Annotated in this window: 15 protein-coding genes; 9 read left to right on the top strand and 6 right to left on the bottom strand. The window is 71.3% G+C overall.

Going from position 1 to position 15,305, the window contains the following annotated elements; translation table 11 throughout:
* Positions 1-34: 34 nt before the first annotated feature.
* Together GA0074704_RS02715 and GA0074704_RS02710 are read right to left on the bottom strand one after the other, a co-directional pair.
* Positions 35-1,525, bottom strand: coding sequence for a flotillin family protein (locus GA0074704_RS02715; protein ID WP_088969024.1), 1,491 nt, complete (start codon positions 1,523-1,525; stop codon positions 35-37).
* A gap of 13 nt (positions 1,526-1,538) precedes the next feature.
* Positions 1,539-2,069: a hypothetical protein gene (locus GA0074704_RS02710; RefSeq protein WP_088969023.1), complete on the bottom strand. Its 531-nt coding sequence runs from the start codon at positions 2,067-2,069 to the stop codon at positions 1,539-1,541.
* 60 nt (positions 2,070-2,129) lie between these two features.
* Between GA0074704_RS02710 and GA0074704_RS02705 the strand changes: the two genes are divergently transcribed.
* From GA0074704_RS02705 to GA0074704_RS02695, 3 genes are all read left to right on the top strand, one after another.
* Complete coding sequence (locus tag GA0074704_RS02705) at positions 2,130-2,609, top strand: methylated-DNA--[protein]-cysteine S-methyltransferase (RefSeq protein WP_088969022.1); 480 nt, start codon at positions 2,130-2,132, stop codon at positions 2,607-2,609.
* 142 nt (positions 2,610-2,751) lie between these two features.
* Positions 2,752-2,958 (top strand): ribbon-helix-helix domain-containing protein, encoded by a 207-nt coding sequence (locus GA0074704_RS02700; protein WP_088969021.1) that lies wholly within the window; start codon positions 2,752-2,754, stop codon positions 2,956-2,958.
* The gene (locus GA0074704_RS02695; RefSeq protein WP_088969020.1) at positions 2,955-3,341 is read left to right on the top strand and encodes a type II toxin-antitoxin system death-on-curing family toxin; all 387 of its coding nucleotides are present in this window, start codon (positions 2,955-2,957) and stop codon (positions 3,339-3,341) included. The genes GA0074704_RS02700 and GA0074704_RS02695 overlap by 4 nt, the downstream gene beginning before the upstream one ends.
* 62 nt (positions 3,342-3,403) lie before the next feature.
* Here the strand turns inward: GA0074704_RS02695 and GA0074704_RS02690 are convergent, their stop codons facing one another.
* Both GA0074704_RS02690 and GA0074704_RS02685 read right to left on the bottom strand, forming a co-directional pair.
* On the bottom strand, positions 3,404-4,483 hold the full coding sequence (locus GA0074704_RS02690) for an inositol-3-phosphate synthase (RefSeq protein WP_088969019.1): 1,080 nt from the start codon (positions 4,481-4,483) through the stop codon (positions 3,404-3,406).
* A gap of 23 nt (positions 4,484-4,506) precedes the next feature.
* The gene (locus tag GA0074704_RS02685) at positions 4,507-5,145 is read right to left on the bottom strand and encodes a PadR family transcriptional regulator (protein WP_088969018.1); all 639 of its coding nucleotides are present in this window, start codon (positions 5,143-5,145) and stop codon (positions 4,507-4,509) included.
* Positions 5,146-5,321: 176 nt separating this feature from the next.
* Here GA0074704_RS02685 and GA0074704_RS02680 point away from each other — a divergent pair, with 176 nt between their 5' ends.
* The 3 genes from GA0074704_RS02680 to GA0074704_RS02670 all read left to right on the top strand — a co-directional run bounded on the left by GA0074704_RS02680 (position 5,322) and on the right by GA0074704_RS02670 (position 10,464).
* Positions 5,322-5,771, top strand: coding sequence for a DUF5318 domain-containing protein (locus GA0074704_RS02680; protein ID WP_088969017.1), 450 nt, complete (start codon positions 5,322-5,324; stop codon positions 5,769-5,771).
* 764 nt (positions 5,772-6,535) lie between these two features.
* Positions 6,536-8,815, top strand: coding sequence for a transglycosylase domain-containing protein (locus tag GA0074704_RS02675; protein ID WP_377471030.1), 2,280 nt, complete (start codon positions 6,536-6,538; stop codon positions 8,813-8,815).
* A 116-nt stretch (positions 8,816-8,931) separates the two neighbouring features.
* Positions 8,932-10,464 carry a glycosyltransferase family 87 protein gene (locus tag GA0074704_RS02670; RefSeq protein WP_088969015.1) on the top strand — a complete coding sequence of 511 codons (1,533 nt, stop codon included), beginning with the start codon at positions 8,932-8,934 and terminating at the stop codon, positions 10,462-10,464.
* A 42-nt stretch (positions 10,465-10,506) separates the two neighbouring features.
* Here GA0074704_RS02670 and GA0074704_RS02665 read toward each other — a convergent pair whose 3' ends face one another.
* On the bottom strand, positions 10,507-12,744 hold the full coding sequence (locus tag GA0074704_RS02665; RefSeq protein WP_088969014.1) for a hypothetical protein: 2,238 nt from the start codon (positions 12,742-12,744) through the stop codon (positions 10,507-10,509).
* Positions 12,741-13,532 carry a deoxyribonuclease IV gene (locus GA0074704_RS02660; protein WP_088969013.1) on the bottom strand — a complete coding sequence of 264 codons (792 nt, stop codon included), beginning with the start codon at positions 13,530-13,532 and terminating at the stop codon, positions 12,741-12,743. Before GA0074704_RS02660 ends, GA0074704_RS02665 begins: the two co-directional genes overlap by 4 nt.
* A 582-nt stretch (positions 13,533-14,114) precedes the next feature.
* Between GA0074704_RS02660 and rpsF the strand changes: the two genes are divergently transcribed.
* The 3 genes from rpsF to rpsR all read left to right on the top strand — a co-directional run bounded on the left by rpsF (position 14,115) and on the right by rpsR (position 15,298).
* Positions 14,115-14,405 (top strand): 30S ribosomal protein S6, encoded by a 291-nt coding sequence (gene rpsF, locus GA0074704_RS02655; RefSeq protein ID WP_088643630.1) that lies wholly within the window; start codon positions 14,115-14,117, stop codon positions 14,403-14,405.
* 78 nt (positions 14,406-14,483) lie between these two features.
* Positions 14,484-15,017, top strand: a complete 534-nt coding sequence (locus GA0074704_RS02650) for a single-stranded DNA-binding protein (RefSeq protein ID WP_172880362.1) — start codon at positions 14,484-14,486, stop codon at positions 15,015-15,017.
* 41 nt (positions 15,018-15,058) lie between these two features.
* On the top strand, positions 15,059-15,298 hold the full coding sequence (gene rpsR / locus GA0074704_RS02645; protein WP_007073789.1) for a 30S ribosomal protein S18: 240 nt from the start codon (positions 15,059-15,061) through the stop codon (positions 15,296-15,298).
* Positions 15,299-15,305 lie beyond the last annotated feature (7 nt).

The following is a 15,305-nucleotide window of genomic DNA, read 5'->3' as shown; positions in this document are numbered from 1 at the left end:
CCCCCGGATCTCCCCGGGGGCCCTCCTTCGCGCGTCAGGCGTCGACGGCGGGCTTGCCGTTGCTGTGCGCGGCGCCCAGCTTGGCGAGCAGCCCCGGCAGGTCGATGCCGGTGAGGTCGGAGCCGAGCTGGAGGCCCTGCGCCACGTTCCCGGCCACCGACTTCGTCAACGAGGACGCCCCGTCGGTGGAGATCACCGTCATCTTGTCGATCGCCCCGATCGGCGCGCTGGCCGCCTCGACCACCTGCGGCAGCACCTTGACCAGCAGGTCCAGCACCGCGGCCTCGCCGTACGCGGCGAACGCCTCGGCCTTGCGGGCCATCGCCTCCGCCTCGGCCTGACCCCGGGCCTGGATGGCCGCGGCCTCGGCCTGGCCCTCCCGCTCGACCGCCTCGGCGATCGCGGAGCGCCGGCGCTGCTCGGCCTCACCCTCCTTGGCGCCCTCGATCGCGTTCGCCTCGGCCAGCGCGGCCCGCCGGGCCCGCTCGCCCTCACCGGTGAGCCGGGCCTGCTCGGCCTCGGCCTGCGCGGCGGCGATGGTGGCCTGCCGCCGGGCGTCGGCGTTCAGCACCGCGGCGTTGCGGGCCGCCTCCGCCTCCTGCTCGACCTTGTACCGGGCCGCGTCGGCCGGCTTGCGCACCTCGGTGTCCAGTTGGCGCTGCTTCAGCTCGGCGTTGCGCTCGGCGACCTTCTGCTGCTCGGTGAGGATCGCCTGGTCCCGCTCGGCCTGGGCGAGCGGCCCGGCCGCCGCGGACTTCGCCTTCGCCGCGTCGATCTCGGCCTGGATGCCGGCCTGCTTGAGGGCGAGGTTCCGGTTCGCCTCGGCGATCGCCTCCTCGGCGAGCAACCGCTCCTGCTCGGCCTGCTGCCGGGCCCGCGCCTCGGCGATGGCCGCGTCCTTGAGCACCCGGGCGGCCTCCGGACGGCCCAGGTCGGCCAGGTACGACCCCTCGGTGATGATGTCCTGGAGCTGGAAGGCGTCCAGCACGAGACCCTGGTTGGTCATCGAGTGCTCGGCCTCCTCGGCGACCGCGCTGGCGAACGCCGCGCGGTCCCGGATCACCTCCTCGACGGTGAGTCGCCCGACGATCGAGCGCAGCGCGCCGGCCAGCACCTCGCGGGTGAAGTTGTCGATCTCGTCCTGCTGGTGCAGGAAACGCTGGGCGGCGGCCCGGATCGCGTCCTCGGTGCCGCCCACCTTGACGATCGCCACGCCGTGCAGGTCGGCGCGGATGCCCTGCTTGCTGACCGCGCCGCGGATGCCGACGTCGATCCGGCGGCTGGACAGGTCGAGCGACTGGAGCTTCTGCACCACCGGCAGCACGAAGACCGAGGCGCCCAGGACGACCTTCTGCCCGGACATGTCGGTGTGTCGGCCGCCGTCGGCGGTCTGGGTGGTGCGGCCCTTGCGGCCGGTGACGATGAAGGCCTCGTTGGGGCCGGCCACCTTGATCCGGGAGAGCACGAAGAGGACGAGGACGACGGCGAGGAGGACCGCGCCGCCGATGGCGACGAGCAGGGGCATGGGGGTTGTCCGTTCAGTAGGTTTCGACGTGGACGCTGGTCTCGCTGAGCGCTTCGACCACGAAGATCCGGACGCCGACCGGGATCGGCCGGTCGGCGCGGGCGTTGAGCTTCACCGGCTGCCCGGCGAGGCGGACCCGCACCTCGCCGTAGCCGTCGACGGGGACGGGGGTGACCACCAGGCCGATCGCGCCGACCAGGTGGTCGCGGGTGGGGGTGGGGTCGGTGCGCATGTCCCGGGCCGCCCGGCTGAGCCGGGACGCCAGCCAGGCGGTGGGCACCGCGGCGAACGCGCCGCCGGCCACCGCGACCGCCAGCATCCCGGGGGTACGCCCGCCGAGCAGTTCGTTGACGATCGCCGCGCCGAAGCCGAACGCCCCGACGAAGCCGGCCACCGCCTCCAGCGACACCGGACCGTCGACGTCCGGACCACCGAGGTGCAGCAGCCCGGTGCCGAGCAGCCCGAGGGCCAGCACGGCGACGCCGACGCCGCCGATGACGAGGAAGATCAGTGTTCCCGTGGCCACGATCTGTACGGTAGCCATCCAGGGCAACGCCACAGGGTGAGCGTTCCGGCACGCTCGGCGCCGGGGCAGAATGGCCGGATGCGCTGGACCGTGCTCGACACCCCGATCGGCGAGTTCTCCGTGGCCACCGACGACGCGGCGGTCCGGGGCGCGCACTTCGGCCGGGTGGAGTCGGCGGTCGAGGAGCCCGGCGACGGGCTCGCCGCCCGGGCGGTGGCGGAGCTGCGCGACTACTTCGCCGGCGAGCTGACCGAGTTCACCGTGCCGGTGGTGGCGCCGCGCGGCTCGGACTTCGAACGGGCGGTGTGGCGGGAGATGACCCGGATCCCGTACGGCGAGACGCTCACCTACGGCGAGGTGGCCCGGGCGGTCGGCGATCCGGGCGGGGCCCGGGCGGTCGGGGTGGCCTGCAACCGCAACCCCGTCCCGGTGATCGTGCCCTGTCACCGGATCGTCGGCGCGGGCGGCAAGCTGGTCGGCTTCGGCGGGGGCCTGCCGCGCAAGGTGACCCTGCTGGAGTTGGAGGCCGCGGTGGCCCTGCGCCGCGCCTGGTCGTGAAGGCGACAGTGCGCGGGGTGCAACTGAACCCGGCGATCCAGATCCCGGGCGTGGACGACTTCTCGACTCTGCCGACGCAGCGGGAGGAGACGTGGTGCCCAGCGTGGTTGACGTGCCCACGAACGAGTTATACAAATCTGGTATGGCCTTCACCCTGAACCTGAAGCCCGAGGTCGAGCAGCGGCTCAAGGAGCTCGCCGAGGCGGAGCACCGGTCGATGCACAAGACGGTCGAGGTGGCGGTTCAGGCGTACCTGGACCGGCACGAACGGGACGAGTGGACCCGTCAGGCCGCCAGGCGGGTCTTCGCGGAGGACGCGGAGTTCTTCGAAATGTTGGGTGACCGGTGACGCATCCCTGGCCGGACGCCGAAGACCTGCTCACCCTCCTGGCCGAGCACACCGGGCCGCGAAGCCAGGTGCGGGACGCCGGGATCCTGGTGGCGGCGGCAGGCCGGCCGCACGCTCGGTTGATCGGACGGGCCGTCTACCCGACCGCGCTGGACAAGGCCGCAGCGCTGATGCACGGGCTGATGATCTGGCGTCCCCTCGACCTGTGGAACGCGGGGCTCGCCTGGGCCGCGACGCGCGTCTTCCTGAGCCGTTCCGGCCTGCGCCTCTCCATGCCGGCCAAGGAACGGATGGCGCTGACCGAGGCGTTGACCAGTGGCGAGGTCGACTCGGTCGAGGAGTTGGCGCTGCGGCTGTCGCCGTACCTGGAGATGTCGGCCTGAAAACGGCGAGGGCCGGGTCCCTGCGGACCCGGCCCTCGACGGTGTTGCGGTGGATCAGGACGTCAGCGCTCGACCTCGCCCTTGATGAAGGCCTCGACGGCGGCGTGCGCGTCGTGGTCGGCGTACTGCTTCGGCGGGGACTTCATGAAGTACGAGGAGGCCGAGAGGATCGGGCCACCGATCTTGCGGTCCAGCGCGATCTTCGCGGCCCGGACGGCGTCGATGATGACACCGGCCGAGTTCGGGGAGTCCCACACCTCGAGCTTGAGCTCGGCGTTGAGCGGGGTGTCACCGAAGGAGCGGCCCTCCAGGCGGATGTACGCCCACTTGCGGTCGTCGAGCCACGGCACGTGGTCCGACGGGCCGATGTGCACGTCGCTCTTGCTCATCTCGTGCGGGATCTGCGAGGTGACCGACTGGGTCTTCGAGATCTTCTTCGAGACCAGACGGTTGCGCTCCAGCATGTTCATGAAGTCCATGTTGCCGCCGAAGTTGAGCTGGTAGGTGCGCAGCAGCTCGACCCCGCGGTCCTCGAAGAGCTTCGCCAGGGCGCGGTGCACGATGGTGGCGCCGACCTGGCTCTTGATGTCGTCACCGACGATCGGCAGGCCCGCGTCCTCGAACTTCTTGGCCCACTCCGGGTCGGAGGCGATGAAGACGGGCAGGGCGTTCACGAACGCGCAGCCGGCGTCGATCGCGGCCTGGGCGTAGAACTTGTCGGCCTGCTCGGAGCCGACCGGCAGGTAGGAGACGACCACGTCGACCTGGGCGTCACGCAGCGCCTGCGCCACGTCGACGGCCTCGGCGTCCGACTCCTCGACGATCTCCCGGTAGTACTGGCCCAGACCGTCGAAGGTCGGACCGCGCTGCACACTGACGCCGGTCGGCGGCACGTCGCAGAGCTTGATGGTGTTGTTCTCGCTGGCGACGATCGCCTCCGCGAGGTCCATGCCCACCTTCTTGGCGTCCACGTCGAACGCCGCGACGAACTCCACGTCAGATACGTGGTAGTCGCCGAAGGTGACGTGCATGAGACCCGGGACGCGGTCGTTCGGGTCGGCGTTCCGGTAGTACTCAACGCCCTGCACGAGGGACGAGGCGCAGTTACCCACACCGACGATGGCGACGCGGACGGAGCCCATAGCGTCTGCCTCCTTCTTCTTCATCACGGCCGCTCTGTCCTGGACTCTCCAGGCGGGGGCGGGCTGTTGTCATCTCGTCGGCCGCCGGCCGTCCCGAGTTGCGGGACCGTCGGGGCCCGGCCGGAGCGCTCGTTGGCGATGAGCTCCTCCAGCCAGCGGACCTCGCGCTCACAGGCGTCGAGCCCGTGGCGTTGCAGTTCCAGGGTGTACGCGTCGAGGCGCTCGGCCGCTCGGCCCAGCACGTCGCGTAGCCCTTCGCGACGTTCCTCGATCGTGCGGCGACGCCCCTCCAGGATGCGGAGGCGGGTCGCCTGGTCCGTGCGGGAAAAGAACGCGAAGTGCACGCCGAAACCAGTGTCGTCGTACGTCTCGGGACCGGCCTGCGCGATCAGTTGGGCGAAGCGTTCCTTGCCCTCCGCTGTGATCTTGTAGACCACCCGACCTCGTCGGCTGGTCAGCGCGGGAACCTCCTCGGCGGTCGCGGGCGTCTCGGCCGCTTCGGTGATCCAGCCCGCCGCCTGCAACCTGCGCAGGGTCGGGTAGAGCGAGCCGTAGCTGATCGCCGCCCGGATGGCGCCGAGTTTGGCGGTCAACTCCTTACGCAGCTCGTAGCCGTGCATCGGAGACTCCTGCAGGAGACCCAGGATGGCTAGCTCGAGCACGGGCCACCCCTTCTTTACCCTCCGGCGCGAAGCGGTAACCGCCGCGATGTATCGGACCGATACATCGCAACCTAGTGCCTCTCCTATGATCAGGGCAAACCCTCTTTACGCGACACCGGGGTAACGCATTGTGACCATGGTCGCCTCGCGCGCCGTGACCGCGTACCCTTTCCGGCATGCGTACGCAGCGCCAGGTCGTCGACTACTCGCTCCAGAAGCGAGCAGTGCTGCGTGAGCTCCTCGCCTCCCGGGTCGGCACGTACGACGTCTGCGACGCCTCGCCGTACCTGAAGAACGCCGCCCGGTTCCACGGCGAGCCGACCGAGCAGCGGTGCCCGATCTGCCGCAGCGAGAACCTGATCCACGTCCACTACATTTACGGCGACGAACTCAAGCAGTCCGCCGGTCAGGCCCGCAGCCGGGCCGAGCTGTCGATGCTGGCGATGACGCTGCGTGAGTTCCAGGTCTTCGTGGTGGAGGTGTGCCCCGGTTGTGACTGGAACCATCTCGTCGAGCAGTTCCTGCTCGGCCGGGACGGGCTGGCCGGCGGTGCGGACGACTTGGCCGAGCAGGGTGACGCGGTCGCCGATGCGACCCCGCGACGGAGGCGAGAGGCGCGACGGTGACCCCCGCTGATCCGGTCGATCCCGGTACCGTGCAAGTCGGATGGGGAGATCGACGGGTCTGGTGCCTGATTGGTCCGATTAGTTCAGTTAGGACGTCCCGCGTCGGGTGGTCACCGGCCAGGGCTTCCGGTGTTTCAACTCACGGCAAACCGGTGGTGGCGCGTCCGCGTCCCACCGCGACCGGCAGGGTGTGAGGAATGAGTTCGTACGGCGATCCCAGTTCCCAGCGTGGGCGGGCCCAGGTCCCCGGTGCCAACGGTGACCAGCGGTCCGGCGGTGGCTGGTCCTCCGGATCGGAGGGCGCCGGCCCCAGCGGCCGCGCCTCGGTGGGAGCACGCGCCTCCGTCGGTGGCGCCGTCGCCGGCCGGGCCGGTGGCGGACGGGCGAGTGTGCCGGTCTCCCCGGCGCCCGGTGCGACCCCCGGCCGGCCCGGACGCGCCTCGGTGCCGGTGTCGCCTGCTCCCGGTGGTGGACGGGCCTCGGTGCCGCCGCAGTCCGGCGGCGGCCGGGCCGCCGTGCCGGTCTCCCCGGCGCCCGCGGGCCGCGCCTCGGTGGGCGTAGGCTCCGCCGGCCGCGCCTCGGTCGGTGTCGGCTCGGCCGGCCGGGCGAGCGTCGGTTCGGCGGCGGTGGGTGGCCCCGCCGGTCGGGCGACCGTTGGCCGGGCCGGGGTCTCGCCGCTCGGCGGTGGTCCCGGCGGACCCGATGGGCCGGACGGTCCCGGCGGCATTGGCCCGGGCCGCGGCCGTGGTGGCAACCCGGACGCGGTGGCCCGGGCGAAGAAGCGGCGCCGGATCAACCTGCTGATCGCAGCCTTCGCCGTGTTCATCATGCTGGCCGGCGTCGGCGTCGTCGGGTTCACCTACTACTCGACCACCGTGGTGCTGCCCAGCGCCATCCCGCTACCGCTCTCCACCACGATCTACATGAACGACGGTAAGACCGTCGCGGCGAAGCTCGGCAACGAGAACCGCCAGCTCATCAAGATCGAGCAGATCCCGGAGCACGTCCAGCACGCGGTGGCCGCCGCCGAGGACCGGAACTTCTACCGGCACTCGGGCGTCGACTACAAGGGCATCGCCCGGGCCGCGTGGAACAACTTCACCGGCGGCGACAAGCAGGGCGCCTCGACGATCACCCAGCAGTACGCCCGTAACGCCTACGAGAACCTGAAGGACGACTCCTACGCCCGGAAGGTCAAGGAGGCGATTCTCGCCTCCAAGCTGAACGACAAGTACACGAAGTCGCAGATCATGGAGCACTACCTCAACACGATCTACTTCGGCCGTGGCGCGTACGGCATCGAGGCGGCGGCGCAGACCTACTTCGGCGTACCGGCGAAGAAGCTCACCGTGGCCCAGGGCGCGGTGCTCGCGGCGCTGATCAAGCAGCCGGTGGCCAGCACCACCCACAAGGGGTACGACCCGGCGGTCAACCTGCCCGACGCCCAGCAGCGGTGGACCTACGTCCTGGACGGCATGGTCACCGAGGGCTGGCTGACCGATGCCACCCGCCCGGCCAAATACCCGAAGGTGCTCCCGCCGAGCAAGGCCGGCTCGGCGTCGTTCGGCGTGAAGACCCCCAAGGGCAACGTGATCAACTATGTCCGCAAGGAGATGGAGCAGTGGGGCATCTGCTCCAACTCCGGCGCTGAAGGCAAGCCGAGCTGCGTCGACGAGCTGCGTGACGGCGGCTACCGGATCACCACCACCCTCGACCCCAAGCTCCAGAAGTACGCCGAGGAGGCCGCGCGCCCGGGTCTGAAGGGCTCGGAGCTCTACGGTCAGCCCAAGAACCTGATGTCCGCGCTGGTCTCGATCGACCCGCGCAGCGGACGGGTGCTCGCCTACTACGGCGGCGAAAGCGGCGCCGACTTCGACTACGCCGGCCTGAACACCGACAAGAACGGTGACCCCACCGGTGGGCACCCGCCGGGCTCGTCGTTCAAGATCTACACTCTGGCCGCCGCGATCGACGCGGGCGTCTCGGTGAAGTCGCACTGGGACGCCACCCCGTTCAAGCCGGACGGCAAGAACGAGATCGGCAACGCCCGCCGCGGCGCCGGCGTCTGCGGCAAGTGGTGCACGCTGGAGCAGTCGACGATCAAGTCGTACAACGTGCCCTTCTACCATGTCGCCGCCGACAAGGAGGTCGGCATCGGCGTCCCCAAGGTGCTGGACATCGCCCGCCGGGCCGGCGTCTCGATGATGTGGACCGTCGCCGACAACAGGATGCACGACCTCCGGAAGGAGACGCCGGAGAAGGCGGCCGCGGCCGGGCTCGACGGTTGGACGGCATTCGGCAAGTACCCGATCACCGTGCTCGACCACGCCAACGGGCTGGCCACGCTGGCCAACCGGGGCCTCTACAACAAGGCCCACTTCGTCATCAAGATCCAGCAGCAGAATCGGGATACCGGTCTCTGGCAGAACGTCCCCGGGAGCGGGGAGAAGCGGGACCCGAAGCAGCTGCTCAACCCGCAGGTGACCGACGAGGTGGCCGGCGTGCTCAAGCAGATCCCCGGTCCCAACCACGCCGCCCTGGACGGCGGCCGGGAGGCCGCCGGCAAGACCGGCACCTGGGAGGCGCGCGATGGCAGCAGGGCGAACGGGCACGCCTGGATGGTCGGCTACACCCCCGAGATCGCCACTGCGGTTTGGATCGGCAGCCGGGACCCGAAGCGGCCGGAGCTGATCGACAAGGACAAGGAGAACATCGGCGGTAGCGGCCTGCCCGCCAAGATCTGGAAGCGCTACATGGACGAGGCGCTCCAGGGTCAGCCCAAGGACAAGCTGCCGGACGTCACCGGCATGGGCAACGACAAGACCGGCAACGGGGTCGAGCCGGCGAAGCCCGCCCCGCCGCCGAACCCCTGCGCCGCCGACCCGCTGAACCCGTTCTGCCCGCAGCAACCCCAGCAGCCGCAGCAACCGCAGCAGCCGACCTTCCCCGGGTTCCCGGGCGGGCCGGGCGGCGGCAACGGCAACGGTGGTGGCGGCGGTGGTGGCATCCTGCCGACCACACCACCGAGACTGAACCCGTACTGATCGCAGCACCTCCGCCGACGGCGGCCGGACCTCCGGCCGCCGTCGGCGTTTTGCGTACCGGGATGTCGCGTCTCCGGCGGGACGTGGACCCCCTACGTACGGCAGGATGCCTCTCCATGAGCACCCAGTCGACGCCCGCGACCGACGGGACCGGCAGCAGCGACCACCCGTCCCGCTCGGACGGCTTCGTCCGCGGCGCGTCCGAGCTGATCGGCGGGCCGCTCGGCGAGCACGCGGTGGAACGGCCGGCCGGCGACCACGGCCGGTTCTGGACGGCCGCCCGGATCGTGCTGGCGCTCGCCTGCCTGACGCTCGCGCTGCACTGGGTGCAGAAGTCGCCCTGCCAGGACGGCGCCTGGCAGAACAACACCCAGTACACCCGGCTCTGCTACACCGACGTGCTGGCGCTCTACTACGCCGAGAAGCTGAACGAGGGCGCGGTGCCCTACGCCGACCACCCGGTCGAGTACCCGGTGCTCACCGGTTACTTCATGGGCGCCATCGGGCTGCCGGTGCACTCCCTGGGCGCCGACAACCCGGCGATCAACCAGGCGCAGTGGTTCTACAACGCCAACGCCCTGGTGCTCAGCCTGCTGGCGGTGGGCACCGTGGCCACCATCCTCTCGCTGCGCCGCCGACGACCATGGGACGCCGCGCTCTTCGCCCTCTCGCCGGCCCTGCTGCTCACCGCCACGGTCAACTGGGACCTGCTCGCCATCGGCCTGGCCGCGTTCGGGCTGCTCGCCTGGGCCCGCGCCGGAACCGGCCGGCACGGGTCCGCCCTGATCGTCCTGGCCGGCGCGCTGCTGGGGCTGGCCGGGGCGGCGAAGATGTGGCCGTTGTTCCTGTTCGGGCCGCTGCTGGTGCTCGCGCTGCGCGCCGGCCGGTTGAAGGCGGCGCTCACCGCCACCGCCGCCGGGCTCGTCGCCCTGGTCGCGGTGAACCTGCCGGTGGCGATCCCGTACCGGGACAACTGGAACCGGTTCTTCGAGCTGAACACCGAGCGGCCGATCGACTGGGGCACCCTCTGGTACATCGGCCGCTACCTCGACGGCCGGATCGGCACCGACCCCGCCGACCCGGGGCCGTTCGAGTGGTTGAACCTGCACACCCCCACCCTGAACCTGCTGTCGTACGCGCTGTTCGGGCTGGCCTGCGTCGGCGTGGCCGCGCTGGTGCTGGTCGCGCCGCGCCGGCCCCGGCTGGCGCAGCTCGCCTTCCTGGTGGTGGCCGCCTTCCTGATCTTCAGCAAGGTGTGGTCGCAGCAGTTCGTGCTCTGGCTGCTGCCGCTGGTGGTGCTGGCCCGGCCGCGCTGGGGCGCCTTCCTGGCCTGGCAGATCGCCGAGGTCGCCTACTTCGCCGCGTTCTACGCCGAGCTGCTCGGCGCCACCCCCAACCACGCCCCGGTCATCCCCGAGGGTGTCTTCGTGCTCGCCTCCACCCTGCGACTCGGCACGGTGGTGCTGCTCTGCGTACTGGTGATCCGGGAGATCCTGCACCCCGAGCTGGACGTCGTCCGGCACACCTACCGCGACGACCCCGACGGCGGCGTCCTCGACGGTGCCCCCGACGCACCCTGGTTCCAACGCTGGCGCCACCGCGACACCTCAACCGAGGAGGCCCCCACCCCAGCCACCGCCACCACCTGAGCAAACGGCTGGTCGGATCCTTCGGAAGCGGAGCCCCGACGCTCAGAGCCGGTAGACGACCGCCGACCCCACCTCGGACCGGGTGATCCCCAACCCGTCGACCGGGTTGTCGACAACCCGCTCCCAGGGAGTCCCGGGAAGCTGGTCCCGCAGCAGCACCACGTTGCGTACCCCGAGGTCGCGCAACTGCTGGACGCTCGCCGCGTCGGGGAAGGTGAGCGTCGACCGGCGGACCCGGTCGAGCTGGTCCGGGGTGAAGCCACTGCCCCCGTTGACCACCTGCTGGAACTTCGTGGTGGTCCAGAGCATCACCGGCTGGTCCAGGTTCTGGCTGCTCGGCAGCACCAGCAGCGGACCGTCCACCGAACGCAGCGCCGCCGGTTGGGCGGGCACCACCGGATGCGGGGTGGAGTTCAGGCCCTCGACCGCCACCAGCAGCAGCGGGACGAGCGTGGCCAGCCGCAGCCACGGTCCCGGACGGTACGGCGGCCGTTCGGCGGCGATCTCGCGTACCCGCTCGCCGAAGGCGCTGACCGCGCCCGCCGCCAGCAGGCCCAGCAGCAGCGTCGCCCAGAGCATCATCCGCCCCGGCGTCCGCAGGCCGTTCCAGCCGGGCAGGTGGTCGAAGAGGGGCACGTAGGTGAAGGTGCCGTCGAAGAACCGGGTGCCCATCGCCAGCGCCATGGTGACCACCACCCCGGCCAGCAGGAACAGCCGGTGCCGCAGCCGCCACACCGAGAAGAAGAGGCCGCCGAGGGCCAGCGCGTAGAGCACGAAGCCCGGCAGCAGGGTCATCTCCGGTGGCCAGGGCAGAGCGGCCCGGGCACCCTCGTGCAGGGTGCCCCAGACCCGGGACTCACCCGGCGCGGTGAAGAAGCCGCTCACCGGCGGCGAGTAGATGGCGATGTCGCCGATGGTCCGCTGCGCGTTCGGGTGCAGCTCGGCCACCTTGAAGTACGGGATGGAGAGCAGCGCACCGACCGCGGCGAAGACCGCCCCGCCGATCAGGTCGGCGAGGAGCAGCCGGGCACCGAACACCGGCCGACGCGCCACCCACAGCACCGCCGCGACCAGCACGACGCCCGCCATCAGGTACGCGAACGGCAGGCCGATGCCGAAACCGAGGCTGAGCTGCCAGGCGGCGACCAGCCAGCCGGCGTACACCCAGCCGGTGCGGCGGCGTTCGGGCCGGTAGCCGTGCCGCAACGACCAGCCGTGGCCCCGGGCCAGCATGGCCAACGCCAGCGGGATGCCTCCGTTGGAGACGATGTGCAGGTGACCGGCCTGGGCCAGCAGCCACGGGGCGTACGTGTAGCTGACGCCGGCCACCGCGGCCCCGATCCGCCCCGACCCGAGCTGGCGGGCCAGCGCGTACGCCCCGAAGGTGGCCAGCCCGTGGGCCAGCACGAAGAGGACGTTGTAGCGCAGGACGGCCGCCTCGGGCCCGGTGCCGACCAGGCCGGCCGGCGCGTAGCCGAGCAGCATGTCGGAGAAGGCGAAGCTCCAGGGCTCGGGGAAGAACGTGTTGGACTGGAACAGCCGGGCGGGGTCGGTGAGCAGGGCGTGCCCAGACCAGGCCAGCTGCCAGGACTGCAGGCTCGGGTCCCAGTAGTCCTGCGGCAGGGTGTAGAGCGGATAGCGCAAAGTCGGCCAGGTCAGCAGCACGGCCAGCGCGAGCGACCCGAGGGCCGCCAGCGTCCACTCGTGGCCCCAGAAGCGGCCGAGCCGCCGCCGGACCCGACCGAGCCTGGTGGGCTGCCGTTCGGGCACCGGACCGAAGGCCTCCCAGCGGTCCGGGTCGGGGCCGGTGGGCGTACGCCCGGCGGGGTCACCGTCCGAGGCCGCGGCCGGACCGCCGGTCGCGGCGGCGGGCACCGCGGTCGCGGGGACCGGCCCATCGGACGCTGAGCCGGCCGGCTCCCGGCCCGCGGTGCCGGCGGGCTTCTCGGCCGCGGTGCCGGCGGGCTCGGGGGCCGCGGTGCCGGCGGGCTCGGGGGCCGCGGTGCCGGCGGGCTCGGGGGCCGCGGTGCCGGCGGGCTTCTCGGCCACGGTGCCGGCGGGCTCGGGGGCCGCGGTGCCAGCGGGCTCGGGGGCCGTCGGCGCGGTGTGGGCCGGCCCGGACCGCGCCGGACCCGACTCACCGGCCGCTGACTCCCCGGTGCCCGTGTGGTCGGGGGCAGCGCCGGTGCCCGTGCTGTCGCCCGCGCCGGTGTCGACGGTCGTCCGGTCCTTTCCGGCCGGGCCGGCGCCGCCCGGCGCGTCGGACTGGTCGGTCGTCATGCGGCCCGGCCCTCCGGACCGAGCTGGTCCCGCAGGAAGGCGATGTCCGCGCCCTGGCCCGTCGCCCCACCGGGCGTCTCGACGATCACCGGAGCGTCGGCCGCGCGGATGACCGCGACCACCAGATCCGGGTCGATGGTGCCGCCGCCGAGGTTGTCGTGCCGGTCCTGGCCGGAGTTGAACGCGCCCTTGGAGTTGTTGGCGTGCACCAGGTCGATCCGGCCGGTGATGGCCTTGACCCGGTCGACCAGGCCGAGCAGCTCCTCACCCCCGGCGTGGGCGTGGCAGGTGTCCAGGCAGAAACCCACGTCGTAGCCGCCGATGGCGTCCCAGAGCCGGGCCAGCGCGTCGAGCCGGCGGGCGCAGGCGTTGTCGCCGCCGGCGGTGTTCTCGATCAGGACGGGCAGCTTGAAGCCGCCCGAGTCCGCCGCGTACGCGAAGGTCTTGCGCCAGTTGTCGAAGCCGACCGCCAGGTCGTCGCCGGCGTTGACGTGCCCACCGTGCACGATCAGGCCCTTGGCGCCGATCGCCGCCGCGGCGTCCGCGTGCCCCAGCAGCAGCTTGCGGCTGGGGATCCGGATCCGGTTGTTGAGCGTGGCGACGTTGATGACGTACGGCGCGTGCACGTAGAGGTCGACGCCGGCGGAGGTGAGTCGCTCCGCGTCCTCCCGGGGCTTCGGCGCCTTCCACCCCTGTGGGTCGGAGAGGAAGAACTGGACGGTGTCGGCGCTGCGGGCGGCTGCCTCCGCCAACGGGTCGGTCGAGTCGACGTGAGCTCCGATACGCATGAAGGCGAGCCTACGTCCCACCCCCGACGCTCCGTGCGACGCCTGCGGGCGGGTCGGCGTGCCGGATCCGGCCGGGTTCCGGTGCGGTTCGCGTCACCCGACCGACGCCAGGTCGTTGACCGGGGTGGATGCGTCGAGCCGCGGATCGTGGGGGCGGCCGGGCGTACCGGAGGCGGGAGTGAACGGTGAAGGCGGAAGGACCGGGGTGAATTTCCCCAAAAACCCCGAGAAGTGACCGAAGCCGTTGTACCGTCACATAACAACACGATAAAGCTCCGCGGGGCGTCTTCGGTCCAACCTCATCGGTGTGGTCGTTCCTCCCCAGGTCCCACCCAAGGAATGCGGACGGGACGCCCCGCGGCCTCGTGGACGGGGGTCCGGGTTCGGCGGTCGACGCCGGCCGGGCCCCCGTCGCCGCGCCCGTAGGGTCGCGCCGACCTGCCCGGGCATGATCGACGGGACCGGGTATTCTGGTCCGGTTGTCCGCGCCCGGCCGGGTCCCCCCGGTGCGAGCGGGCCACGACGCAGACCTCCTGCCACGGAAGGACCGTGGCCGCATAGCCCACAGGAGGTGAGCACGTCTTGCGTCATTACGAAGTAATGGTGATCCTCGACCCCAGCCTCGAGGAGCGCACCGTCGCCCCGTCGCTCGACACGTACCTGAACGTGATCCGGACCGCGGGTGGCTCGGTGGAGAAGACCGACGTGTGGGGCCGCCGGCGCCTCGCGTACGAGATCAACAAGAAGGCCGAGGGCATCTACGCCGTCGTTGACCTTCAGGCGACGCCGGAGGCGGTGGCCGAACTCGACCGCCAGCTGCGGCTGAACGAGTCCGTGCTGCGTACCAAGGTCATCCGGCCGGAGATGCGCTAAGCATTCAACCCCGGTTCGCCCGGATCAGCCTCATCGGCACTGTCGTACGGCTCTGAGAGCCTGGGACGGAACTGATGAGTGCGCGAGGAGTTGGTCATGGCAGGAGACACCACCATCACGGTCATCGGCAATCTGACCGATGACCCCGAGTTGCGGTTCACCCCGTCCGGCGCGGCGGTCGCCAAGTTCCGGGTCGCTTCGACGCCCCGGTTCATGGACAAGGCCTCCGGCGAGTGGAAGGACGGCGAGCCACTCTTCCTGGCGTGCACGGTGTGGCGGCAGGCGGCGGAGCACGTCGCCGAGTCGCTGCAGCGGGGCGCCCGCGTGATCGTCTCGGGTCGGCTGCGCCAGCGGTCGTACGAGACCCGCGAGGGTGAGAAGCGCACCGTCATCGAGCTCGAGGTCGACGAGATCGGCCCGTCTCTGCGCTACGCCACGGCGAAGGTGCAGAAGATGTCTCGCTCCGGCGGTGGTGGCGGCGGCTTCGGCTCCGGTGGTGGTGGCAACCAGGGCGGCGGCGGAGGCAACTTCGACGACCCCTGGGCCTCGGCCGCACCCAGTCCCTCCCGCTCCGGTTCGGGCGGCAACTTCGACGAGGAGCCTCCGTTCTAATGGCGCCGAGCGCCCGCGATCGCAAACCAGGAGCAAGGTCAATGGCCAAGGCTGCGGCCCTTCGCAAGCCGAAGAAGAAGGTGAACCCGCTCGACAAGGACGGGATCACCTACATCGATTACAAGGACACCGCGCTGCTGCGCAAGTTCATCTCCGACCGCGGCAAGATCCGCGCTCGGCGGGTGACCGGCGTCACCTCGCAGCAGCAGCGGCAGATCGCCCGTGCGGTCAAGAACGCCCGTGAGATGGCGCTCCTGCCGTACACCGCCACGGCTCGCTGAGAGGGGG

Source organism: Micromonospora siamensis, from assembly GCF_900090305.1.
Lineage (GTDB): Bacteria > Actinomycetota > Actinomycetes > Mycobacteriales > Micromonosporaceae > Micromonospora > Micromonospora siamensis.
The sequence above is the reverse complement of the archived record's forward strand: the minus strand, read 5'-3'. Positions and strand labels throughout refer to the sequence as shown.